Below are 21799 nucleotides of genomic sequence, written 5' to 3' on the forward strand. Positions count from 1 at the left end.
GGCGTCAGTCCTACTGCGAGAAGGTGCTGATGATGCGGCACGCCTCGCACGAGACGCCGTACAGCATGCCCACGTCGGAGAAGAGGGCCTCCTCGTCCCGGACCTGACCCACGGCATGCATGGGCTCGTTGCAGCGCGGGCACGGTGGCGCCTCCGGGTACTCGACCCAGGACGGTGCTCCGCCCAGCCTGTGGAGCCGCTCCCCGTCGCTCATCATGATGCTCCGCCAGGTGCGTCCGGGTGCGAAGGCAACCGGTTGCGGCTCGGGAGGTTCCACGGTCCGGGCGTGCTGGGAGGTGCGGTCCGCTCCCATGCTCCACACCGCGCCTTCCTGGGACAACTCGATGTGGACCGTCCCGCCCATGGTGAGGCAGGTGAGGCACGTGGGCAGGCGCCCGGGCCACGGCATGCCATACGCCGCGCTGTCACCGTCGAGCTGGAGCGCGTCCACCAGTCCGCTGCCGCACTTCATGCAGGCCGCGTCGGGAATGGGGCGCCAGAGCGTTCCATGCGCTACCGGCGCCTCCGGCAGCGCGTCGTCGTCGTCGTCGTCGTCAGGCTCCTCCGGCAGTACCTCCAGGCACGCGGGCGTGAAGTTGCGCGCGAGCGTCCCGGAGGTGCGGCGCACCACGTTCGCGAGGCGCAGCCCGGTCAGGGCTTCATGCTGGGCCACCGCATCGAGTGCCCCAACCCACGCCTCGAGCGCGCGCAGTGCCTCGTCGCGTCCGGAGCGCGCGAGCGCCAGCGCCGCCGCGGCCACCGGGTCCGCCAGCCCCATCTGCTCCCCTGGATGCCAGTCCGTGACCAGCCAGGCCATGAGGTGGGCAATGGCCCCTGAGGGCGCGTCCGTCCAGGCCAGCGACTCCAGCTCATGCTGATGGGACAGCTCACCGAGGTACGGGTGCAGGAGGGAAGGGGCCAGCTCGGTGAGGGCGGTGAATCCTTCCTCGAAGAGCCGCGACGTGCGCCGCAGCTCCATGACGCCCGCTGCCAGGCGCACGAGGTCCTCGGGGGAGAGCGTCGCGTAGTCCGACGGCTCGGTCTCCTCGCCCGGAAGGCCCAATTCCTCGAGCAGCGCCACCTCCCGCTCGTAGGCGGCATCCGACGCGTCGTGCTCTTCCTCTATCTGCGTGAGCCGGTCCTTCTCCACGCGGCCGGAGCGGTTCATCACCTTGGCGCGCTCACCCTTGCCAAGCGGGTCCGGCTTCGTCTCCACCAGCCACACGGTCATTCCTGGCTCGGGGACGAAGTCCGTGCAGGCCGACTTCCCGAAGCGGAGCTCGACCCCCTGCGCGGTCCGCAGCGTGCCGACGCCGTCCATCTTGTCGTACGTGAGGATGAGGGCGTCGGTGGGAAGCGTCAGCGAGCTCATGGGCGGAGATCGTAGGGCACGGCGGCCCCTGGACGAAACCGCCCGACTGTCAGGAATAGGTGCGCCGCTCCGTCATTTCCCTCTGAAAGGAGCGGTGACCATGACCCCGATGACGCTGACCCACCTGAGCAACTCCGACCGTCGCGATGACCTCGTCCGTGGCTTCACCGTTCTGGCCGCGGACCCCGAGCCGGAGCCCGAGCTCGACTGGCTGGACGGAATCGCTTCCTTCCGTGACAGCCCACCCGGATTCTGAGTCTCCGCGCCCCGTCTGCTGACAGGGCGCGATGAGGCCAGAGGCCGGGCTCCCACAGAGGGGACCCGGCCTCTCGCATTTCCGGGTCCCTTCCTTCGCAGCACCTCCATGCCCCGTTCGTCTATTCGGCGGAGGACACCGCACTCTCAACGCGGAAAGACGGGTTCGAATCCCGTACGGGGCACTCCATGCAGTTGCTGTGTCTGGTCCTGTAGCTCAGCGGATGAGAGCGCTCGGGTGCGAACCGAGAGGCCGCAGGTTCGATTCCTGCCAGGGCCACATGTCTTGAATTCAGGTCCTGTAGCTCAGTGGATGAGAGCACTCGGTTGCGAACCGAGAGGCCGCGGGTTCGACTCCTGCCAGGGCCACATGTCATGCACGCCGAGCCAGCTGGAGACGGCATCGGTCTGACGTACCGACTTCGCCGGGTTCGATCCCCGGGGCGTGCACTCCGCGTCTGCCCAATCCCTTGCAATGACTGTCGGTGGGCGTTGCACGTACAGTGCGGGTCACGCCCCAGTCACGGCAACCTCATACCCTGCTCCGGTTGTGTCTGATGCCCCGGGTGTGGCAAGGGAAGGGCACCTGACCATGGATGACGCGACCCTCGCCTCGCTGAAGGCTGCCCTCGCGGCAAGCCCCGACAACGGCCCGCTGCTGGCGCTGCTGCTGCGCTCCCACCTCACCCGGGGAGAGCTGCCCGCCGCGCGTGAGCTGCTCGGCCCCCGTCCGCCGGAGCACCTGCCCGAGCAGGACCGGCATGTCGGCGCCCAGGTGCTGCTCGGCACGGGCGATGCGCGCCGCGCGCTCCTCTTCTGCCAGGGCTCCACCGCCGAGCAGGCGCTGTGGGCCGCCCGCGCGCACCTGGCGCTGGAGGAACTGGAGCCCGCCCGCGCCGCCTACCAGCGCGCGGTGACGGCCAACGCCACCTTGGAGGACGTGGAGCTGCGCTCGCGCCTGTCCGTGCGCGTGGTGGAGGCCCAGACGCCCCAGGGTGGACCCCGCCTGCGGGTCATCTCCAACGACGACACCACCCAGGAGGACGTGGCGCACGCGATGGCCTCGCCGCTGCCGCCCCTCACCTTCGCGGACGTGGGCGGCCTGGAAGAGGTGAAGAAGCAGGTCAACCGCCGCATCATCCAGCCCTTCCAGAAGCCCAGCCTCTTCGAGCGCTTCCGCCGCAAGGCCGGTGGCGGCATCCTCCTGTACGGGCCTCCCGGCTGCGGCAAGACGCTGCTGGCGCGCGCCACGGCGGGCGAGTGCAAGGCGCTCTTCCTCAACGTCGTCATCTCCGACGTGCTGGACATGTACATCGGCGAGTCGGAGCGGAAGCTGCACGCCCTCTTCGAGAAGGCGCGGCAGAGCACGCCGGCCGTCCTCTTCTTCGACGAAATCGAGGCGCTCGCCGCCAAGCGCCAGTTCAGCCGCGAAGGCTCCAGCGCCAAGCTGGTCAGCCAGTTCCTCGCGGAGATGGACGGCTTCGCGCAGGCGAACTCCGGGGTGCTGGTGCTGGGCGCCACCAACACGCCGTGGGCCATCGACCCGGCCTTCCGCCGACCCGGCCGTTTCGACCGCGTCTTCTTCGTCCCCCCGCCGGACGCGCCCGCGCGCCTCGACATCCTCAAGCTGGCGCTCAAGGGGCGGCCGCAGGACGAGGGCCTGGACCTGGACTTCATCGTCCAGCGCACCCAGGGCTTCTCCGGCGCGGACCTGTCCCACGTGGTGGAGACGGCGAGCGACCTGGCGATTGAGCGCTCCCTGGACGCGGGCACGGAGTCGCCGCTGCGCGACGAGGACCTCAAGGCGGCGCTGCGCGAGGTGAAGCCCACGGTGCTGGAGTGGCTCACCACCGCGCGCAACTACGCGCGCTACGCCAACGAGGGTGGCCAGTACGACGAGGTCCTGGAGTTCCTCCAGGCCAACGGGAAGTCCTGAGCCCGGAGACGACGCGGATGCGTGCGAGTTCCTACGCCATCATCGACGAGCCCCGGCCGGGTGCCCTCCAGAAGTGGGTGGTCAACCCGCTCTGGCCCTTCTTCGCGATGATGTTCGCGGGGAGCTGGCTGGCCATGCCGTGGTTCGCCTTCAACGGCATGGCCATGGGCAGCGCCACGCGCCGCCGCGAGCTGACGGTGGTGCTGCTGTCCGCGCCCCTCAAGCTGGGCCTCTTCATCTTCCTGCTGCTGCTGTATCGCAAGTCGGGGCTGCCGGAGAGCTCGCTGCGCTACTTCTTCCTGGGGATGACGGTGCTGCGGCTGGGGCTGGGCTACTGGCTCCTCAACCTCCAGCAGCCCGCCTTCAGCCTGTACGAGTACTTCGACGGGCCTGTGCGCAACGGCGTGCCGCTGGTGATTGTCGGCGCGGTGCTGAATCAGTACGTGCTGGGGCTGTTCGGCAACGCGTTCTGGCGGGCGCTCGCATGGTGACGCGCGAGGGAGCGGACTCATGGAGCTGACGAGCGCGGACCGGCTGCTGCCCTTCGCGCGGGGGCAGCTGGAGCGAGGGGACCTGCACGGCGCGGTGCGGACCGTCCGGCAGGTGCTGTCCGAGGACCCCATGCTGGCGGAAGCCCACGCGCTGCTGGCCATTGTTCTGGTGAGGCAGAAGCGCCTGCACGCCGCGGAGTACGAGGCGCGCGAGTCGCTGAAGCTGGACCCGCACCTGCCCTCGGGCCACCACGCGCTGGCCGTCGTGGCGCTGCTGCGCCGCGAACTGAAGGAGGCGGAGGAGCACGTGGCGCTCCTGCTGGACCTGGAGCCCGAGGAGCCCGCGTGGTGGCGGCTCAAGGCCCAGCTCCGGAGCGTCCAGGGCCGGCGCGCGGAGACGCGCGAGGCGCTGCTGCACGCGCTCGGTCTCAACGCGGCGGACCCCGATACGCTGGTGGAGCTGGGTGACGAGGCGCTGGAGCGAGGGGACCTGAACGAAGCCGAGCGCCGGGCCCGCGAGGCGCTGGTGCTCACCCCCGAGCACCCGGGCGGCCTGGTGCTGATGGGCCACGTGCTGCTGCGGCGCGGACACCTGGACGCGGCCCATGAGCACGCGGTGTGGGCGCTGCGCCAGGAAGCGACGAGCTCTCAAGCCCTGCTGTTGATGGTGGCCCTCCAGGCCCGGCGCAGTTGGTGGTTGGGGCTGTGGTGGCGCTACAACACCTGGATGGAGACGCTGGGCAGCACGCGCGCCACGCTGGTGCTGCTGGTGGCCTACGTCCTGTCGCGCGTGGCGGCGCTGGGCGCCGAGGACCTGGGCTCGGAGGGCGGCGCCACGGTGGTGGAGACGGTGTGGCTGGGCGTGGTGGCGTATAGCTGGGTGGCCCCCAGCGTGTTCCAGCGCATGCTCCGGCAGGAGCTGGCTGGCGTGCGGCTCAAGGCGGAGTTCTGAGGAGAACGGCATGGACTGGCGCGAGGTGAGGACTCGAATGGCCTGGGGAGGCGCCTTCCTCGTGGTGGGCTGCGCGCTGCCGTACGTCGCCCAGCGCTGGCTGTGGTCGCCGGTGCAGGTGGTGGTGGTGAACGGCTCCACGGGTGAGGTGCTCCAGGACGTGGAGCTGGTGGTGGCGGGGCGGGTGCACACCGTCGGCATGCTGGGCCCCGCGGCCCGGCACCAGCTCCCGCTCCCCATCTCGGGCGCGGGCGCGGGTCTACCCATCCTGGTGCGGTATGGCGCGCGGGGACGGCGCTGGGAGACTCGCCCCGAGATGCCCGCGGGCATCTGCTGTGGAGATACGCTGCGGCTCGCGCTGGCACCGGACGTGGCCGAGCAGGTGTTCGTGCTGGACACGCCTTGAGTCCCGTCACCCTGCAAATCAACCTCGCGCCCACGGATTTTCCGCACGCGCGCCTCATCCTTCCGCACCAGCTCCGCCAACTGGGCCCCTCCGTGCAGGAGGTGCTGCTGGTGGTGGACCTGCACCGCAGCCAGGGCGCGCGCTTCGCGGAGGCGTGGTTGGAGCGGAAGCCGAAGATGGAGCGGTTGCTGTCGGAGCTGTCCGCCGCGGACTCGCGCATCCGCGTGGTGGAGGTGGACTACTCGCCAGCGACGACGCGGGCCCTGTCGGAGCAGTTCTTCGGCGGAAGCCGGCTGCCGATGAAGGACTCGCGCGGCGGGCCGTACCACTCGTATTTCTTCGGGCTGGCGTCGGCGGCGCACCGGCATGTGCTGCACCTGGACGCGGACATGCTCATCGGGGGCGGCTCGCGGACGTGGATGGCGGAGGCGGAGGCGCAGCTCGCCTCGCGCGAGGAGCTGGTGAGCTGCAGCCCGCTCGCGGGACCTCCGCGCGCGGACGGCACGGTGGCGGGAAGCTCGCGCTGGTTCGAGCCGGACGGGCGCGTCCCCGGAGCCTTCCGCTACCGGCGCTTCAGCAGCCGCGTCTTCTTCATGGACCGCGAGGCCTTCGTGCGCCGAGTGGGGCCGCTGCGTGCGCGGCTGGCGCCCCCCATCCACGTGCTGCGCGCGCTGCGCGCCGGCAATCCGCCTTACCGCGAGCCGGAGAACCTCATCACCCGGACCCTCGTCCAACGAGGGCTGTGGCGGCTGGACTTCCAGGGCGCTGCACCCGGTCTGTGGACGCTGCACCCGCAGTACCGCTCGCCCACCTTCTATGAGCGGCTGCCGGAGCTGATTGCCCGGGTGGAGTCCGGCGACATGCCCGACGCCCAGCGCGGCCAGGAGAACGTGCAGGACTGCCTGGTGGACTGGTCCGACGTGCGGGCGGCGCGGAAGCGGTGGTGGCGGCGCGGATAGGCGTGCGCCGGCCTCCGGGCGCCGGGCTCCAACTGTCTCAGCGCAGAGCCTTCTCCGACGTGACGATGCCGTCCGCGTCCGCGTAGAGGAAGTGGCCGGGCGTGAAGGTGACTCCGGCGAAGCGCACCTCCACATCGCGCTGGCCCTCGTTGCGCTTGCTGCTCTTGAGCGGATGCGTGCCCAGCGCCTTCACGCCGAGGGCGGTGCGGCCCACCACCTCCGCGTCACGGATGCAGCCGTTCACCACCACGCCTGACCAGCCGTTCTTCTGCGCGAGCGCGGCCAGGATGTCCCCCACCAGCGCGCAGCGGCGGCTGCCTCCGCCATCCACCACCAGCACCCGGCCCTGCCCGGGCTCCTCCAGCGCCTTGCGCACGAGGGAGTTGTCCTCGGGCGCACGCACCGTGCTGATGGGTCCGGAGAAGCTTCGGCGACCGCCGTAGTCGAGGAAGCCGGGCTCGGCGATTTGAAACTGCGCGGAGCCCGCGTGCTCGTCACAGAGGTCGGCCGTCTTGAGGTCCGTGGAGTCGCTCATGGCGCCGAGCCTGCTCAAGCCTCTCGTGACGACGCAACCTCCAACGCGCGGAGGTCCTCCTCCCCCAGTCGCAACCTGAACGCACCGAGCAAGTCCCTCACCTGCTCGGGCGAAGTCGCGCTCGCGATGGGAGCGACGACGGTGCGCTGGGCGCCCAGCCACGCGAGCGCCACCTGCGCGAGCGACGCGCCATGGCGCTTGGACACCTGGTCCATCGCCTCCAGCACGCCCCAGCCGCGCGCGTTGTCATGCTTCTTCAGCACTCCCGCCGCGCGAGGAGACGGTGGCGTCGGTTGTCCCTTGCGGTACTTGCCGGTGAGGAAGCCGGACGCGAGCCCGTAGTAGGGGACCACCGAGAGGCCCTCGCGCTCGCACAAGTCCCGCACCGTTCCCTCGAAGGCGGACCGCGAGACCAGGTTGTACTCCGGCTGCAACACCGTGTAGCGGGCGAGCCCGCCGCGCCGTGACGCCTCCAGGGACTCGGTGAGCCGTTGTGGCGTGTGGTTGCTCGCGGCCAGCGCGCGGACCTTGCCGGAGCGCACGAGCGAGTCGAAGGCTGCCATCGTCTCCTCGGGTGGCGTCTTCGGGTCCTCGTAGTGCGCGTAGTACAGGTCGATGGTGTCCACCTGGAGCCGGCGCAGTGAGTCCTCGACGCTGGCGAGGATGTGCTCGCGTCCCAGGCCGGTGCCGCGCTCGGTCTGCGCGCCCACCTTCGTCGCGATGACCACGCGGTCTCTCGCACGGCGGGACGTCAGCCACTTCCCCAGAATCGTCTCCGACTCGCCGCCCTTGTTGCCCGGCACCCAGCGCGAGTAGACGTCCGCCGTGTCGATGAAGTTGCCGCCGCCCTCGACATACGCGTCGAGCACCGCGAACGAGGCGGCCTCATCGCAGGTCCAGCCAAAGACATTCCCACCCAGGCACAGCGGAGAGACCTTCAGTCCGCTTGTCCCGAGAGCCTTGTGTGCTTCCACCGTCTTCTGCGTCATGCGCGTCTCTCCCTGCCCGGTGTGGTCCTTCCCGGATGCCCGGCCCCGACCGGGGTTGCGAGCGAAAAATAGAAGGAGCGGGTGCGCCGGTGCCTCGCTTTCCGGGCGGGCTACCAGCGGAAGGAACCGTCATTCCGCTGATGGACGTTCCGGACGGAGCAGCTGTCCAGGGGCGGACGGGAGGGGCCTACGGACGTGCCGACTGCGCCTGCGCATCCCTTGCACGCCGCGCCTTGTCCAGCAACTCCCAGGTCTGCGGCCGCTCCGCCAGCAGCGCGAGCCAGCCATCCACCTGCGCCTGCATCGCCGGGTCCACGCCTCGCAGCCGTTGCAGCACCGGCACCGCTTGTGACAGTCCCAGCCGTGAGATGGACTCCAGCAGCGCGCCACGCACACCCGCATCCGTCTCTCCCACGTAGCGCGCGGCGAGCGCGTCCAGGCTCTCCGACAGCTGCGACACTGGCGAGGTGCCCAGCGCCCGGGCAGCGGCGGCGCGCACCTCCGGGTGCTCCGAGGTCTGGAGCAGCTTGCGCACCTGCGCCACTGAAGCGCCCCCCGCCGCCTCGATGGACGTGGACGTGAGCAGCGCCGCCGCCGTAGCCGGGTCCTCCGCCACCGTTGCCAGGGACACGGCCTTCTCGGCAACGCCCCGGAAGCGGCCGAAGTTGCGCGCGGCCTCCTCACGGAAGTTCTCCACCACTGCCTCGCGCACCGCGGGCGCCGGGTCCTTCACCCAGTCACCGTACACGTCGCGGCCCTTCAGCACGCGGACGCCCAGCAGCTCCGTGGAGGGCTCGCCCGTGTGCGCCAGCGCTCGCACCAGCGTGGCCCGCAGCGCCGGGTCTCGCTCCTCGCCCACGTGGTTCACCAGCCGCTCCAGCACCGCGGGCCTGCCGTCCAGCGAGTAGCGCAGCACCCACGCTTCGGCCACCACCGCCAGCAGCTCCGAGTCACGCTCCGACAGCAGACGGGACCAGAGCGTCTCCTCGGGCAGCGACTCCACCAGGCCTCGCAGTTGCTCGCGCACGTAGCGCCGGTAGGCCGGGGACGACCGGCCCTTGCGGTACTCGTCCAGCAGGCTCGACAGCTCGCACGGCACCGCCTTCAGCGGCTCCGCATCCGGGGGCACCGTGCGCGCCACGGTGGCCGCGTCCTGTCCTGTTTCGCTGGAGGCGCTCGCCCCGCCCGCGTCGGGCTCAGCGCGAGACACAGTCTTCGTGGGCGCCTCCGTGTCCCGGCCCCACCGCAGCCAGCCCGCCGCGGCCACCCCGAGCACTACCACTGCTGCGAGCGCCCACCCCAGCTTCCTTCGCGTGTCCGCCATGGCGCTCAATTCCCCGCCTCTTCCGGGCACCGGTGACGCATCCGCTTGTTCAGCCACAGCCGGTCGAAGTCCGTGTGGCCCGCGTCATAGAGCGCCTTGAAGTCCGCGTAGTCCTGCTCGAGGCGCCGGTCCTGCCGCGCGTACTCCTTCACCTGGGGCAGCGCCGCCGCGCCGCCGGCCCTCAGGGTGTAGCGGAGGATGGCCCACCGCACGCACAGGGACGTCTCCGCGCGGAACGCCTCGGCGAAGTGCTGGAGCACCACGTCCGTGTCTCGCCCGGTGGAGAGCACCAGCGCCGCCAGCTCCCGGACGTCCGCGTCCGGGTCATCGCGCAGCAGCTTCGCCAGCTCCCGCACGGGCGCGTCATCCAGGCGCGCCGCCGGGTACGTGGCCATCTCCACCGCGAGGGTGCGTACGTCGTCCTCGCCGGAGCCGCGCGCGATGTCCAGCAGCCGCGCCAGGTACGGCGTCACCGCGCCCGCATTCTTGAAGTCGCTGTCCATCACCCGGCCCAGCGTGCGCGTCGCGTGCATGGCCACGCTCGTCACCCGCGAGTCCTTCTTCGCCAGCGTCGCCAGCCGGTCCATCGCCGCCCCGTCCAGACGCGGCTGCGTCTCCAGCGCCACCAGCGCCTGCGTCTGGTGGCCCGGGTCCGAGTGTCCCTCCGCCATGCCGAAGAGGCGCTCCACCACGCGCGCGTCCCTCACCGCCTCCGCGCCACGCACGCCTTGCAGCAGCACGGACAGCTCCGGCTCGGTGGCGGTGTCCGCCCACGTGACGACCTGGAGCGCGGCGCTCGCGTCCTGGCCGATGACCTCGGCGAGGCGCTCGGTGAGGAAGGTGAGCGCGGCAGCGTCGTTCTGCTCCAGCGCCTGACGGATGGCGGCGCGCACGCCTTCCAGGCCGTACACGGACTCGAAGTCCAGATAGCCCGCCCGGCAGGTGAGGCGCGGCATGCGCTGCTCCGCCCCGGGGCCCGTGCGCGCGGACTGCGCGACGGCGGGCAGGGTGACGAGGCAGAGGACAGCGAGCGCGAGCGGACCACGCGCCACCACCTTCCGTGTGCCCGCCGCACCGGCCACCAGGCGGGCCACCGTGCCCACCGCCCGCATCATCCCCACGCGTCCTCCTCTGGCTGTCGCACCACGCCCGCGAGCCCGCCGACGCTTCGGAGCGCGCCCACTGGAAGAGTCCAATCTAGTACGAATTGCGGAGAAGACTGTTTCTTCCGTCCCGGCGGAGAGTGTCCATAATCGTGCGCCAACGGTACGGAGAAGCGGTGGGCATGGGGGCGGGCATGAGGGTGCGGGGGAGGGAGCGTGCCGCGTGTTATGGAACGCGTCATGAACCACGCTCACAGTCAGGCCCTCTTCGCCCGCGCGCAGGCGCGCATCCCGGGTGGAGTGAACTCTCCGGTGCGCGCCTTCCGCGGGGTGGGTGGAGACCCCGTCTTCTTCCGTGAGGGCGCCGGCGCGTGGCTCACGGACGTGGATGGCAACCGCTACGTCGACCTCGTGGGAAGCTGGGGTCCGCTCATCCTCGGCCACGCGTACCCGCCCATCGTCGACGCCGTCATCGACGCGGCGAAGCGCGGCACCTCCTACGGCGCGCCCACCCCGGGCGAGGTGGAGTTCGCGGAGCTCATCTGCGCCACCATGCCCGCGGTGGAGATGGTGCGCCTGGTCTCCAGCGGCACCGAGGCCACCGTCGCCGCCGTCCGCGTCGCGCGCGGCTTCACCGGCCGGGAGCACATCCTCAAGTTCGAGGGCTGCTTCCACGGCGCGGGAGACCCGTTCCTGGTGAAGGCGGGCAGCGGCGTGGAGACGCTGGGCCTGCCGGACTCGCCGGGCGTGCCGCAGGCGCTGGCGAAGCTCACCCTCACCGCGCCCTTCAATGACCTGCCCGCGGTGGAGCGCCTCTTCGCGGAGAAGGGCAAGGACATCGCCTGCGCCATCATCGAGCCCGTGGTGGGCAACATGGGCGTGCTGGTGCCGAAGCCGGGCTACCTCGAGGGCTTGCAGGCGCTCTGCCAGAAGCACGGCGTGCTGTTCGTGCTGGACGAGGTGATGACGGGCTTCCGGCTCGCACGCGGCGGCGCGCAGGAGGTGTACGGGCTGAAGCCGGACCTGACGACCATGGCCAAGGTGATTGGCGGTGGCATGCCGCTGGGCGCGTACGGCGGCCGGGCCGACATCATGTCGAAGGTGGCGCCCGCGGGGCCGGTGTACCAGTCCGGCACGCTGTCCGGGAACCCGGTGGCGGTGGCCGCGGGCATGGCGTGCCTCAAGGCGCTGGCGGCCCCTGGCACCTACAAGCGGCTGGAGGAGGTGAGCCGCATGCTGGCCGAGGGCTTCGCCGCCGAGGCGAAGGCCGCGGAGGTGCCCGTCACCGTCAACCGCGTGGGCAGCATGCTCACCGTGTTCTTCACCAGCGAGCCCGTCTACGACTACCCCACCGCGAAGAAGGCGGACACGGCGCGCTTCGGGCGCTTCTTCCACGCCATGCTGAACGAGGGCGTCTACCTGCCGCCGAGCCAGTTCGAGGCGGCGTTCGTATCGCTGGCCATTGGCGAGCCGGAAGTCGCGCACGTGCTCGCGGCGGCGAGAAAGGCCTTCCGCTCGCTTGGCAAGACCGGTTGAGCCGGAGCCCCTCGCGGGGCCCCTCCGCTTCGGTCCCTATACCCTCGTGCGCCGCATTGGCGCCGGGGGCATGGGCGAGGTGTTCCTCGCGCGTGAGGAGTCGCAGCGCCGCGCGTGCGTGGTGAAGAAGGTGCTCCCGCAGCTGATGGCGGACCCGAAGTTCGTCGGCCGCTTCCGCGACGAGGCCCGCGTCATGGTGCGGCTGTCCCACTCCAACATCGCCCGCGTGTACGCCATGGGCGAGGTGGACGGGCAGCTCTACCTGTCCATGGAGTACGTGCAGGGCAAGACGCTCAGCCGGCTGGCGTACCGGCTGCGGCAGCTCGGCAGGACGATACCGCTGGGCGTCCTCCTGCACCTGGGCCAGCGGCTGTGCGAGGGCCTCACCTACGCGCACGACGCGAAGGACGAGGAGGGCCACCCGCTGCACCTGGTGCACCGGGACCTGTCCCCCGCCAACGTGTGTCTCAGCTACGCGGGTGAAGTGAAAATCATCGACTTCGGCGCGGCGCAGTCCACGCTGAAGGAGCAGCAGACAGCGCCGCGCGTGGTGATTGGCAACCTGACGTACATGTCGCCGGAGCAGGCGCGAAAGCGCTTCGTGGACCGTCGCGCGGACGTGTACGCGGCGGGCGCGCTGCTGTGGGAGCTCGTCGCGTGGCGGCCCCTGGCGCAGCGGGGAGACCCGGTGGAGCGCTGGCGGCGCGCGGCGTACCCGACGTGGGAGCCGGCGGGCAACTTCCGCCAGGGCGTGCCCACCAGCGTGGATGCGCTGCTGATGCGCGCGCTCGCGTCCGAGCCGGAGCGCCGCTTCCCGGACGCGGCGGCCATGGGCTCGGAGCTGGCCCGGCTCAAGCTGAAGCTGACGCCGGGCGTGGGGGACGCGGACATCGCGCGACTCCTGGAGAGCGCCTTCCCGCGAGAGAAGGTGGCGGAGGAGAAGGCGCTCCAGGAGCTGCTGCGCGAGGACGCGTCGCGCACGCGCACCGAGCAGGAGCTGGCCGCCGTGCTCACCCCGCCCAACGCGCTGGCCTTCGAGCACAGCGGCATCGAAACGCCCGCGGACTTCGTGCCCTCGGAGCAGGGCGCCGCTGGCAAGACGACCCTGTATGGCGTGAAAACGCCCGGGGCGGACGCGGAGGTCACCGAGGCCCTGGAGGCGTCGAAGGTGCCAGGGGTGGGGAAGGGCGGGGCGGACGCCGTGGCCACCGAGGCCCTGGAGGTCTCGAAGGTGCTGGGGGCCATCGCGCGCGCCGAGGCCGCCCGGGCCACCGCGTCGAAGGCCCTTCCCCCACGTCCCGTGACGCGCGAGACGCAGGTGGGCTTCGGCGTGGACCTCTCCCAGCCGGTGGACGCGGCCTCCGTGGAGGCGCGGCGGATGGAGCTGGTCCGCGCCATCACCGGCGAAGACGAGGCCGCGGTGCAGGAGCCACGCGCGGGCTCGCGGAGCCGGCGGGCGCTGCTCGCCGCGGGCATCTTCGCCGGAGCGTGTGCCGTGGGGCTCGGCGTGGCCTGGGCGCTGGGACAGCCGTAGCGTCAGGTGCCTTCGAGCAGCGCGGCCTGCGCCGCCGCCGCGTCCAGCGGCAGGTAGAGCCGGAAGGTGGTGCCCAGCCCCGGCTGCGACTCCAGCGACACCCGGCCCTGGTGCGATTCGATGATGCGCTTCACCACCGCGAGGCCCAGGCCGGTGCCCTTGGCCTTGGTGGTGAAGAAGGGCTCGAAGATGCGCGCGCGCACCTCCGGGGAGATGCCCGGCCCGCTGTCGGCGAACCGCACCTCCACCTCGGGCTCGCCCGGCTGGTGCCGCACGCTGGCGCGCAGCATGCCGCCCTGGGGCATGGCCTGCACCGCGTTGATGGCCAGGTTGAGGAAGGCCTGGCGCATCATTCGCTCGTCCACCGTCACCGCCGGCACGTCGTCCGACAAGTCCAGCTCCACGCGCACCTTGCCGGCCGCCTCGGCCAGCGCGCCGCGCACCGCGTCCTCCACCAGCGGCGACAGCGGCACCGCGTAGGGGTGCGGCGCGGGCGGCCGCGCGAAGGTGAGCAGGTCCGCGACGATGCGGTTGAGCCGGTCCGCCTCCTCGCCCACGATGTCCACCAGCGGCAACGCCGGGCTGTCCGGGCCGATGATGCGGCGGATGGACGCCACCGAGTTGAAGATGGCGCCCAGCGGGTTGCGCACCTCGTGGGCCACCACCGCGGACAGCTCGCCCAGCGCCGCCAGCCGCTCGCGGCGCACCAGCTGGGCCTGCGTGCGCGCCAGCTCCACGTAGCTCGCCTTCAGGTCCTCCACCAGCCGCGCGCCCTCCCGCGCCAGCGCGAGCTGGTTGGCGATGGCGCTCGCCCGCTCCACCTCCGAGGGCGTGAAGCGCCGCGCCCACCGGGTCTCCACCGCGATGAGCACGCCCACCGGGCGCTCGTGCACCACCAGCGGCAGCACCAGGTAGGCCCGCGCGCCCGCCGCGCGCCGCAGCTCCGGGTTGACGCGCAGGTCGGCCTCGGCGTCCTCCACCAGCACCGCCTCGCGCGAGTGGAAGGCCATCGCCGCCAGGGAGGTGTAGGCCGGCAGCAGGGGCATGGACGTGCCGAGCAGCTCCGGGTGGCCGCCCGTCGCGGAGCGCACATGCAGCCACTCGCCGCTGGCGTCCGGCAGCAGCGCGTACGCGTCCGGCGTGTCGACGATGCGCGACAGGCTGGTGACACCGGTGGCCAGCAGCTTGTCCAGCTCCAGCGTGGCCGCCAGCGCCTTGGCCACCTCGTGCAGCAGCGCCAGGTCCTCGGCGCGCCCGCGCAGCTCGTGCAGCAGCCGGTGGGACTCGATGGCCGCCGCGAAGTGACTGCCCATGGCCTGCAGCGTCTCGCGCTCCAGCGGGGTGAGCGGCCGCCGCTCGCGGAACAGCACGGTGAGCGTGCCCACGCCCCGCGAGCGCACCCGCAGCGGCACCACCACCACGGTGTGGAAGCCCTGCCGCTCCAGCTCCTCGCGCAGCAGGGGATGGCAGGACCTCGCGTCGCGCTCCAGCGGGGTGCCCTCGCGCTGCGCCTGGGCGCACAGGCCGCCCGCCTGCCACAGGTGGGCGAAGTGCTCCTCCGAGCCGTCCTCCAGCCCGCGCGCGTACGCCATCTCCAGCTCGTGCGCGCTCTCCACCGGCAGCAGCAGGGCCACCGCGTCACAGCCCAGCAGGTCGACGATTTCCGCGGTGCCCGGGCCGAAGAAGGCGCGCGGGTGCGGCGCCGACGCGGCCTCCGACGCCAGCCGGTTGAGCGCCGCCAGCGCCGTGTTCTGCGCCGACAGGCGGGAGATGGTGAGCGCCGCGTCCAGCGCCGCGGACACCTGGGCGCCGAAGAGCCGCACCGACGGCAGCTCCTCCTCGCGCAGCCAGTCCGCCCCCAGCGCGAGCATTGCCCGGGGCTGGCCCTCCACGTCGATGCGCACCGCGATGACGTGCGGCTGCCCCGCCCGCTGCAGGCCCACGCGCACCTCGTCCGCCAGGGCCCCGTCGAGGAAGTGGGAGGCCTCCTGCGGCAGCTCGGCCGAGTAGGCCCCTCCCTCGCGCCACACCCGCTGCAGCAGCGGGGTCCACTGGCCCACCACGTCCCGCACCCACCGCCCGCTCAGGGCGCGCGCTTCCGGGAGCACCATGCCGGGCGGCACGAAGGTCTGTCCCAGCCGCACACCCGCGCCCTCGACGGAGAGCCACGCGAAGCCCAGCCCCACCTCCTCCAGCCCGGAGAACACCCGACGCAGCACCTCGCCCTCGGTGCGCAGCGAGGGCAGCCCCGCGCCCAGCTCCGCCAGCCGGTGGAGCACCCCGCGGCGCAGGCTTCTCGAGGTCGCATCCCGCACCATCACCACCCAGTCCTGGCCGCTGGGGATGACAGTCATCTCCGTCCGCCGGTCTCCCGCCGCGGTGCGTACCGTCGCTTCATAGGTGGTGGGGACGTGCTCACCCCGCATCCGCCGCGCGTGCCGCCCGGCCAGCTCCGCCGCGCTGTCCTCCTCCAGCGCCGAGACGAAAGGCTGCCCCACGAGCGCCTCGCGCGAGCGTCCCAGGAACGTCACCAGGCTGTCGTTCAGGTACACGAAGCGGAGGTCCCGGATGACACAGACACCCACGGGCATCGCATCAAAGGCGCTGTAGGGGACGTGCTGGAGGTGGGTGGGGGCGGCAGTCACGGCATCCCGACTCTTCCACCGCCTGCCCGCCGGACGGTAGGGGGGACGACCTGCTTCGCCCACCAGCCCACAACAGGGGGAGGAGCGCCTCGGGGGTTTCCACTAGCTTCCCGGGGCAATCCGTACTGGGAGTGGGAGTCCGCCTCCCGCCACCGTGCATGTCGGCCTGGCCGGCCCCGCTCCGCGAGCGCGGGGCGGGGGGCCTTCCAGGCGTCACTTCCGCTCGTGGCTCAGCGGGGCGCTCCGCCCGCGCTCCACTCCGCGCCCCGGTGGTGGAGCTTCTGGTACAGGCCGATGAGCTCCGCCTCACCGAGGATGTGGCCGTCCATGGCCTCCAGCAGGTCCACGCGCGTGGGCCGGCCCAGGTCGGGCAGCAGGGTGTCCAGCGCGTACAGCCGGAAGTAGTAGCGGTGGCGGCCGACGGGCGGCATGGGGCCGCCGTAGTCCTGGCGGTTGAAGTCGTTCATCCCCTGGAGCACCCCCGGGGGGAAGACATCCGGGTTGGCGCCCTCGGGCAGGGCCTGCGTCCCGGGGGGGATGTTGTAGACGACCCAGTGGCTCCAGGTCATCTGGGGGTTGCGCGGGTCCGGTGCGTCCGGGTCCTCCACGATGAGCGCCAGGCTCTTCGTCCCGGCCGGCGGGTTCGCCCACTGCAGGGGAGGGGAGAGGTCATCGCCCTCGCCGGTGTAGGCAATGGGGATGAGGTCTCCGTCCTTGAAGCGGGGGGACGTGAGCACGAGGGGCTTCGGCATGGAGTCCTCCGAGAAGCGTGTGGGGTTCCAGGAGCAAGCTGGCGACGCGCGCCCCCGGGCGACGAGGAGCGACGGGGCAACCGCCAGCGCGGCGGGTACCGGGGGGACGGAGCGGCCTGCCGGGCGCCGTTCCTCCTCTGGTGGCATTGCCGGGGCTTCTGGGGGGCACACACGCCCGGAGGGCGGCCGGAGGAGCGGCGCTCCGCCCGGCTCCTACCCGGGCCGACAGAGGGGGCGCGGCGGTTTCCACCCCCTTCCCGGCAGATCGCGATAGCTGAGCTTGCGGATGCCGCAATCGCCGCTGTGGGCAGGTGTCCAGGTCCGGATGGTAGCGGTTGCGTGTGCCGCGTATTCGGTGCTAAGCGGCGCCCGCGCGTGCTGGGGCAGGGGTTGGTCAGGTGCAGGAAACCCGAGGTTTTCCCGGGGTTTGGGGAGGCGTCCGAATGGCGGAGAAGGAGCCGCGGAGCTCGGGTGGTTCGGACGGCAGCGAGCTGGGGACGACGGCTCGCGAGATGAGGGCGGCGGAGCCCTACATCTCCGCGGTGTGGAAGCTGGTGGGTGGGGCGGTGGTGGGCGTGCTGGGCGGCTACTGGCTGGACAAGTGGTTGGGGACGACGCCCTGGTTGCTGGTGGCGTTGAGCCTGGTGGGTATCAGCGTGGGCTTCTACGGGTTCCTCCGAGCGATGACCCGACTGGGGAAGCGGAAGTGAAGGCGCGGGACGGTGGTGGCGCGGCGGACCCCTTCCGGCCGCACGCGGCGCTGGCGGCGGGGGTGATGGTGGTGGGGGCGGCGGTGGCGGCCCTGCTGCCGAAGGTGGTGGAGGACCGGGTGTCGGCGTGCTGGGGCGTGGGGCTGGCGGCGGTGACGGGCGTGGTGGCGCTGGGGCTCAAGCGCAGGGCGGTGAAGCGCGACCTCAAGTCCGCGCTGACGGTGGTGGGAATCGTGTTTGGCCTTCGGGCCCTGGGCGTGGTGGTCGGGCTGCTGGGAGTGGTGTCGCGGGGCCTGTCGGCGGTGCCGTTCGTCGCTGGCTTCTTCGGCGTCTACTTCGCGCTGCAGTGGATTGAAGTGAGCTACGTGATGGCCGCGTCCAAGGGCGCGGCGGGCGGAGACGAGTGATGCGCAAGGCAATGGTGCTGTTCGCCAGTCTGTTCGCGGCGGTGGCGTGGGCCTCTTCGGGGCCGGCGGCCGAGGGCGAGAAGGAGGACGTGGCCGCCTACATCCTCCACCACGTCTCCGACTCGCATGAGCTGGAGATTGAAGTCCCGCTCAGCCACGACCACATCACCCTCCACCTGCCGCAGATTCTCGTCCCCTTCAAGGACGGGGCCTGCACGCCGGTGATGACGGACCACGGCGAGGTGACTCCGGGCCTGGGCGCCGGCTGCCTGGACCTCTCCATCACCAAGCACACGGTGATGATGTGGCTGGCGGCGGTGCTGCTCATCGGCTCCATCCTCATCTGGAGCAACCGCGACAAGACGAAGCTGGTGCCGCGCGGCACCGGGGCCAACCTCTTCGAGATGCTCGTCCTCTTCGTCCGTGACGAGCTGGCCATCAAGAACATCGGCAAGGAGGAGGGCCCGCGCTACGTGCCCTACCTGCTCACCGCGTTCTTCTTCATCCTCTTCATGAACCTGCTGGGCCTGTTCCCCTGGATGGCGAGCGCCACCGGCAACCTGGCCGTCACCTGCGGCCTGGCGGTGTGCACCTTCGTCGTCACCCAGCTTGCCGGCATCCGCGCGGCGGGCTTCGGCGGCTACCTGGCGCACCTGACGGGCGGCGTGCACCCCCTGCTGTGGCCCATCATGATTCCGGTGGAGTTCCTGGGCCTGTTCACCAAGCCCTTCGCCCTCACCGTCCGTCTCTTCGCCAACATGCTGGCGGGCCACATCGTCATCTTCTTCCTGCTGGGCCTCATCTTCATCCTCCAGCACCCGGCGGTGGCCATCATCAGCGTGCCGTTCGCCTTCGGCATCTACCTGCTGGAGCTGTTCGTCGCCTTCGTGCAGGCCTACGTGTTCACCATGCTGTCGGCGCTGTTCATCGGCATGGGCGTGGCCATGGGCCACCACGGTGACGACCACGGGCACGCCCACGACCACAAAGAGGGCGGCCACGCCGAGGGCAAGGCCCACGCGATGGGCCACTGAGGCCGTCGCACCCACGAGTTGACGGGGCGCGCGAAGCACGGCGCCCCGGTTGAAGACCCGGCGATTCGAAAGGTCGCCGGAGGTAGCCCCAAAGGGATGAAACCGACCCCCCCACAAGCGGGTCATCGCCTACGAAAGAAGAAGTGCTCCCATGACCAACGTCGCTCTCGCCTTCCTCGCCGCCGGTATCGGCGCCGGCCTCTCCATCATCGGTGCCGCGCTCGGCATCGGTAAGCTCGCCGCCGCCGCCATGGACGCCACGGGCCGTCAGCCGGCCGCCGGTGGTGACATCCGCACCACCATGATCATCGCCGCGGCCCTCATCGAAGGCGCCACGCTGTTCGCGCTGGTCGTTTGCGTTCTGCTCGCCGTCAAGACGTAGTCGAGCAGGTAGGGCGTTGGCGCTCGCGGGAGTTCTTCCGCGGGCGCCGGCCCCGCATCACCCCGTAGCACCCGTCGCACCCGCTGCTTCAAGCCCTCACACCTTCACGTACGGGACACGCCATGTTCCTGCCCTCCGTCCTCGCCGCCAGCTCCTTCGTGGAGGTCCGTCCGGGCCTCATCTTCTGGACCATCGTCACCTTCCTGCTCGTCATGGTCGTCCTGCGCTGGAAGGCGTGGGGGCCCATCCTGTCGCTGGTGCAGGAGCGCGAGAAGCAGATCTCCGACGCCGTGGAGAGCGCCAAGCGCGAGCGTCACCAGGCCGAGGAGATGCTGGCCGAGGCCAAGCGCGCCGCCGTCACCGCCCGCCAGGAGGCCGCGGACGCGGTGCGCCGCAACCAGCAGGAGATGGAGAAGTTCCGCGAGGAGCTCATGGCCAAGAGCCGCAAGGAGGCCGAGGAGCTCAAGCTGTCCGCGCGCCGCGAGATTGAGGAGCAGAAGACCAAGGCCATCGCCGAGGTCCGCTCCATGGCGGTGGACCTGTCGATTGAAGTGGCCAGCAAGCTCATCAACGAGCGCATGGACGACAGCAAGCACCGCGCGCTGGCTGACCAGTTCGTGCAGGGCCTGCCGGTGGCGGGCACCGGCGCCGTGCGTCGCACCGCCTAGTTCGGGGAAGCGCGCCCCGGGCGCGCGCGTTCCAGGGAATCACCATGGCTCTATCCATCGGCATCGTCGGGCTTCCCAACGTGGGCAAGTCCACCCTGTTCAACGCGCTGTCGGCCGCTGGCGCGCAGGCGGCCAACTACCCCTTCTGCACCATTGAGCCCAACGTGGGCGTGGTGCCCGTGCCGGACCCGCGGCTGGACAAGCTGTCCGAGCTCATCAAGCCGCTGAAGAAGGTGCCCACCTCGCTCGAGTTCGTGGACATCGCCGGCCTGGTGCGTGGCGCGTCCAAGGGCGAGGGCCTGGGCAACCAGTTCCTCGGCAACATCCGCCAGGTGGACGCGGTGCTGCATGTGCTGCGCTGCTTCGAGGACGACAACGTCACCCACGTGGAGGGCGGGGTGGACCCTGTGAGGGACAGGGACGTCGTCGACACGGAGCTGTGCCTCAAGGACCTGGAGACCGTCGACAAGCGCCGCGAGCGCACCCAGAAGAACACCAAGCTGGGGGGCAAGGCGGCGGAAGAGGCCAAGGCGGAGCTGGCGCTGCTGGACCGCATCAAGGCCAACCTGGACTCCGGCATCACCGTGCGCGCGCAGAAGCTGAACGAAGAGGAGCGCGCCGTCATCCGCGACCTCTTCCTGCTCACCGACAAGCCCGTGCTGTACGTGGCCAACATCGGCGAGTCGGAGATTGGGAAGGAAGAGGCCAACCGCCACGTGAAGGCGGTGCGGGAGATGGCCGTGAAGGAGGGCGCCGAGGTGGTGGTGCTCGCCGCGGCCATGGAGTCCGAAATCCAGCAGCTGCCCGAGGAGGAGCGCGCGGGCTTCCTGGAGAGCGCGGGCCTCAAGGAGCCGGGCCTGCACAAGGTGGCGCGCGAGGGCTACAAGCTGCTGGGCCTGTGGACGTACTTCACCGTGGGCGAGCAGGAGTGCCGCGCGTGGACCATCCACAAGGGCTACAAGGCCCCGCAGGCGGCCGGCGTCATCCACTCGGACTTCGAGCGCGGCTTCATCAAGGCCGAGGTCATGCGCTGGGAGGACCTGGTGAAGCTGGGCAGTGAGTCCGCCGTGAAGGAGAAGGGCCTGCTGCGCGTGGAAGGCAAGGAGTACGCCGTCCAGGACGGCGACTGCATGCACTTCCGTTTCAACGTGTAGCCCCGAGCCTCCGCTTCACGCAGGACACCACCGCGGGTGCTTCCCTGAAGTCAGGGGGGCGCCCGCGAGGCGTTTCAGGGGCCCGCTGTCACAGGCCGCCGGGCCCGCGCAGCAGCGTGAAGACCCAGAGCCCCACGGCCACCACGGCGAGCGCGGTGGTGAAGACGGCGGTGCGCCGCGCGAGGGCCGGGTCTCCCGGGTGGCGCGAGACGTAGAACCACGCGCCGCCCACGCGCAGGACGAGGAAGGCCACGAGCAGCACCGGGCCCGCCACCTGCCAGCCCGAGGGGCGCGTCAGCAGCACCGCCCACGAGGCAACGAGGGAGAGGTTTCCCAGCAGGGAGACGAGGGCGAGTCGAGGGTACGCGCGTCGGGAGTCCACGGCGCGGCAGTCTCCATGGCCCGGGCCCGGCCTCCAACGGCGGAGTGCACGCGGTGCCCGGCAGGAGACAGCGGCTCCCTCGGGGGAAGGCGCGGGGGCGCGCCCGGCAGGGACTGTCAAGGCGGGCCGAAGCGGGACGCGCGAGCCTGTCAAACGGCTTATTCACCGGGCGCACCGAGTATCCACGATTTGACTCTGAGGGTGCTCCTACAGCTACCGTTCGTATTCCTGCCCCCCCGGCAACTTCCCGTAACCCGGTTTCTGGAGAATCCC

The 21799-nt window shown here is 71.1% G+C and carries 22 protein-coding genes and 4 tRNA genes; 18 read left to right on the plus strand and 8 right to left on the minus strand.

Translation table 11 applies throughout. The features are described from left to right. Positions 1–10: 10 nt before the first annotated feature. Complete coding sequence (locus G4D85_RS13070) at positions 11–1372, minus strand: hypothetical protein (protein ID WP_164011638.1); 1362 nt, start codon at positions 1370–1372, stop codon at positions 11–13. Between the two features lie 100 nt (positions 1373–1472). Between G4D85_RS13070 and G4D85_RS13075 the strand changes: the two genes are divergently transcribed. The 10 genes from G4D85_RS13075 to G4D85_RS13120 all read left to right on the plus strand — a co-directional run bounded on the left by G4D85_RS13075 (position 1473) and on the right by G4D85_RS13120 (position 6371). After that, a complete protein-coding gene (locus G4D85_RS13075) occupies positions 1473–1628 on the plus strand; it encodes a hypothetical protein (RefSeq protein ID WP_164011640.1) in 156 nt (51 codons plus the stop codon). A 110-nt stretch (positions 1629–1738) separates the two neighbouring features. Then, positions 1739–1812, plus strand: a tRNA-Glu gene (locus G4D85_RS13080). Positions 1813–1833: 21 nt separating this feature from the next. Further along, positions 1834–1907: transfer RNA gene (locus G4D85_RS13085), tRNA-Arg, on the plus strand. 15 nt (positions 1908–1922) lie between these two features. Continuing rightward, positions 1923–1996 (plus strand) — tRNA-Arg (locus G4D85_RS13090). A gap of 8 nt (positions 1997–2004) precedes the next feature. Then, positions 2005–2077: transfer RNA gene (locus tag G4D85_RS13095), tRNA-Val, on the plus strand. Positions 2078–2219: 142 nt separating this feature from the next. Then, positions 2220–3563 carry an ATP-binding protein gene (locus G4D85_RS13100; RefSeq protein WP_164011642.1) on the plus strand — a complete coding sequence of 448 codons (1344 nt, stop codon included), beginning with the start codon at positions 2220–2222 and terminating at the stop codon, positions 3561–3563. Positions 3564–3580: 17 nt separating this feature from the next. After that, positions 3581–4054, plus strand: coding sequence for a hypothetical protein (locus G4D85_RS13105; RefSeq protein WP_164011644.1), 474 nt, complete (start codon positions 3581–3583; stop codon positions 4052–4054). A 19-nt stretch (positions 4055–4073) separates the two neighbouring features. Beyond that, positions 4074–5006, plus strand: a complete 933-nt coding sequence (locus G4D85_RS13110; protein ID WP_164011646.1) for a tetratricopeptide repeat protein — start codon at positions 4074–4076, stop codon at positions 5004–5006. 10 nt (positions 5007–5016) lie between these two features. Then, positions 5017–5412 carry a hypothetical protein gene (locus tag G4D85_RS13115; RefSeq protein WP_164011648.1) on the plus strand — a complete coding sequence of 132 codons (396 nt, stop codon included), beginning with the start codon at positions 5017–5019 and terminating at the stop codon, positions 5410–5412. Continuing rightward, positions 5409–6371, plus strand: coding sequence for a hypothetical protein (locus tag G4D85_RS13120; RefSeq protein WP_164011649.1), 963 nt, complete (start codon positions 5409–5411; stop codon positions 6369–6371). Before G4D85_RS13115 ends, G4D85_RS13120 begins: the two co-directional genes overlap by 4 nt. 37 nt (positions 6372–6408) lie before the next feature. On the opposite strand, the gene rraA is transcribed toward G4D85_RS13120, so the two are convergent. The 4 genes from rraA to G4D85_RS13140 form a co-directional block, all read right to left on the minus strand. Further along, entirely contained in the window at positions 6409–6906 is a 498-nt protein-coding gene (gene rraA, locus G4D85_RS13125; protein ID WP_164011651.1) for a ribonuclease E activity regulator RraA, read from the minus strand. Between the two features lie 14 nt (positions 6907–6920). After that, a complete protein-coding gene (locus G4D85_RS13130; protein ID WP_164011653.1) occupies positions 6921–7895 on the minus strand; it encodes an aldo/keto reductase in 975 nt (324 codons plus the stop codon). A gap of 187 nt (positions 7896–8082) precedes the next feature. Next, positions 8083–9219: a HEAT repeat domain-containing protein gene (locus tag G4D85_RS13135; protein WP_240359235.1), complete on the minus strand. Its 1137-nt coding sequence runs from the start codon at positions 9217–9219 to the stop codon at positions 8083–8085. Between the two features lie 5 nt (positions 9220–9224). Continuing rightward, positions 9225–10334, minus strand: a complete 1110-nt coding sequence (locus tag G4D85_RS13140) for a hypothetical protein (RefSeq protein WP_240359236.1) — start codon at positions 10332–10334, stop codon at positions 9225–9227. A gap of 228 nt (positions 10335–10562) precedes the next feature. Here G4D85_RS13140 and hemL point away from each other — a divergent pair, with 228 nt between their 5' ends. Next, entirely contained in the window at positions 10563–11858 is a 1296-nt protein-coding gene (gene hemL, locus G4D85_RS13145) for a glutamate-1-semialdehyde 2,1-aminomutase (protein WP_164011655.1), read from the plus strand. Further along, positions 11842–13392: a serine/threonine protein kinase gene (locus G4D85_RS13150; protein WP_164011657.1), complete on the plus strand. Its 1551-nt coding sequence runs from the start codon at positions 11842–11844 to the stop codon at positions 13390–13392. The genes hemL and G4D85_RS13150 overlap by 17 nt, the downstream gene beginning before the upstream one ends. A 2-nt stretch (positions 13393–13394) precedes the next feature. Here the strand turns inward: G4D85_RS13150 and G4D85_RS13155 are convergent, their stop codons facing one another. Both G4D85_RS13155 and G4D85_RS13160 read right to left on the minus strand, forming a co-directional pair. Then, entirely contained in the window at positions 13395–16037 is a 2643-nt protein-coding gene (locus G4D85_RS13155; protein ID WP_275900286.1) for an ATP-binding protein, read from the minus strand. Positions 16038–16267: 230 nt separating this feature from the next. Next, the gene (locus G4D85_RS13160) at positions 16268–16789 is read right to left on the minus strand and encodes a YbhB/YbcL family Raf kinase inhibitor-like protein (protein ID WP_164011659.1); all 522 of its coding nucleotides are present in this window, start codon (positions 16787–16789) and stop codon (positions 16268–16270) included. Positions 16790–17232: 443 nt separating this feature from the next. Here G4D85_RS13160 and G4D85_RS13165 point away from each other — a divergent pair, with 443 nt between their 5' ends. The 6 genes from G4D85_RS13165 to ychF all read left to right on the plus strand — a co-directional run bounded on the left by G4D85_RS13165 (position 17233) and on the right by ychF (position 21144). Then, positions 17233–17499, plus strand: coding sequence for an AtpZ/AtpI family protein (locus tag G4D85_RS13165; RefSeq protein ID WP_164011661.1), 267 nt, complete (start codon positions 17233–17235; stop codon positions 17497–17499). Continuing rightward, positions 17496–17906, plus strand: coding sequence for a hypothetical protein (locus G4D85_RS13170; protein WP_164011662.1), 411 nt, complete (start codon positions 17496–17498; stop codon positions 17904–17906). The genes G4D85_RS13165 and G4D85_RS13170 overlap by 4 nt, the downstream gene beginning before the upstream one ends. Next, positions 17906–18940 carry a F0F1 ATP synthase subunit A gene (atpB, locus tag G4D85_RS13175; RefSeq protein ID WP_164011664.1) on the plus strand — a complete coding sequence of 345 codons (1035 nt, stop codon included), beginning with the start codon at positions 17906–17908 and terminating at the stop codon, positions 18938–18940. The genes G4D85_RS13170 and atpB overlap by 1 nt, the downstream gene beginning before the upstream one ends. Before the next feature lie 151 nt (positions 18941–19091). After that, the gene (locus G4D85_RS13180; protein ID WP_164011666.1) at positions 19092–19322 is read left to right on the plus strand and encodes an ATP synthase F0 subunit C; all 231 of its coding nucleotides are present in this window, start codon (positions 19092–19094) and stop codon (positions 19320–19322) included. A 122-nt stretch (positions 19323–19444) separates the two neighbouring features. Beyond that, the gene (gene atpF, locus G4D85_RS13185) at positions 19445–19990 is read left to right on the plus strand and encodes a F0F1 ATP synthase subunit B (protein ID WP_164011668.1); all 546 of its coding nucleotides are present in this window, start codon (positions 19445–19447) and stop codon (positions 19988–19990) included. A 44-nt stretch (positions 19991–20034) separates the two neighbouring features. Continuing rightward, positions 20035–21144 (plus strand): redox-regulated ATPase YchF, encoded by a 1110-nt coding sequence (ychF, locus tag G4D85_RS13190; protein WP_164011670.1) that lies wholly within the window; start codon positions 20035–20037, stop codon positions 21142–21144. Between the two features lie 88 nt (positions 21145–21232). Here the strand turns inward: ychF and G4D85_RS13195 are convergent, their stop codons facing one another. Continuing rightward, positions 21233–21526, minus strand: coding sequence for a hypothetical protein (locus G4D85_RS13195; RefSeq protein ID WP_164011672.1), 294 nt, complete (start codon positions 21524–21526; stop codon positions 21233–21235). Positions 21527–21799 lie beyond the last annotated feature (273 nt).

This window comes from Pyxidicoccus trucidator (assembly GCF_010894435.1).
GTDB lineage: Bacteria > Myxococcota > Myxococcia > Myxococcales > Myxococcaceae > Myxococcus > Myxococcus trucidator.

Bases quoted from the DNA above. Each gene is read 5' to 3' on its own strand.
- G4D85_RS13180 (WP_164011666.1), top strand. From the start codon at position 19,092: ATGACCAACGTCGCTCTCGCCTTCCTCGCCGCCGGTATCGGCGCCGGC.
- atpF (WP_164011668.1), top strand. From the start codon at position 19,445: ATGTTCCTGCCCTCCGTCCTCGCCGCCAGCTCCTTCGTGGAGGTCCGT.
- G4D85_RS13110 (WP_164011646.1), top strand. From the start codon at position 4,074: ATGGAGCTGACGAGCGCGGACCGGCTGCTGCCCTTCGCGCGGGGGCAG.
- G4D85_RS13070 (WP_164011638.1), bottom strand. From the start codon at position 1,372: ATGAGCTCGCTGACGCTTCCCACCGACGCCCTCATCCTCACGTACGAC.
- rraA (WP_164011651.1), bottom strand. From the start codon at position 6,906: ATGAGCGACTCCACGGACCTCAAGACGGCCGACCTCTGTGACGAGCAC.
- G4D85_RS13075 (WP_164011640.1), top strand. From the start codon at position 1,473: ATGACCCCGATGACGCTGACCCACCTGAGCAACTCCGACCGTCGCGAT.
- G4D85_RS13100 (WP_164011642.1), top strand. From the start codon at position 2,220: ATGGATGACGCGACCCTCGCCTCGCTGAAGGCTGCCCTCGCGGCAAGC.
- G4D85_RS13115 (WP_164011648.1), top strand. From the start codon at position 5,017: ATGGACTGGCGCGAGGTGAGGACTCGAATGGCCTGGGGAGGCGCCTTC.
- G4D85_RS13130 (WP_164011653.1), bottom strand. From the start codon at position 7,895: ATGACGCAGAAGACGGTGGAAGCACACAAGGCTCTCGGGACAAGCGGA.
- G4D85_RS13160 (WP_164011659.1), bottom strand. From the start codon at position 16,789: ATGCCGAAGCCCCTCGTGCTCACGTCCCCCCGCTTCAAGGACGGAGAC.
- G4D85_RS13165 (WP_164011661.1), top strand. From the start codon at position 17,233: ATGGCGGAGAAGGAGCCGCGGAGCTCGGGTGGTTCGGACGGCAGCGAG.
- G4D85_RS13105 (WP_164011644.1), top strand. From the start codon at position 3,581: ATGCGTGCGAGTTCCTACGCCATCATCGACGAGCCCCGGCCGGGTGCC.
- hemL (WP_164011655.1), top strand. From the start codon at position 10,563: ATGAACCACGCTCACAGTCAGGCCCTCTTCGCCCGCGCGCAGGCGCGC.
- ychF (WP_164011670.1), top strand. From the start codon at position 20,035: ATGGCTCTATCCATCGGCATCGTCGGGCTTCCCAACGTGGGCAAGTCC.
- G4D85_RS13135 (WP_240359235.1), bottom strand. From the start codon at position 9,219: ATGGCGGACACGCGAAGGAAGCTGGGGTGGGCGCTCGCAGCAGTGGTA.
- atpB (WP_164011664.1), top strand. From the start codon at position 17,906: ATGCGCAAGGCAATGGTGCTGTTCGCCAGTCTGTTCGCGGCGGTGGCG.
- G4D85_RS13140 (WP_240359236.1), bottom strand. From the start codon at position 10,334: ATGATGCGGGCGGTGGGCACGGTGGCCCGCCTGGTGGCCGGTGCGGCG.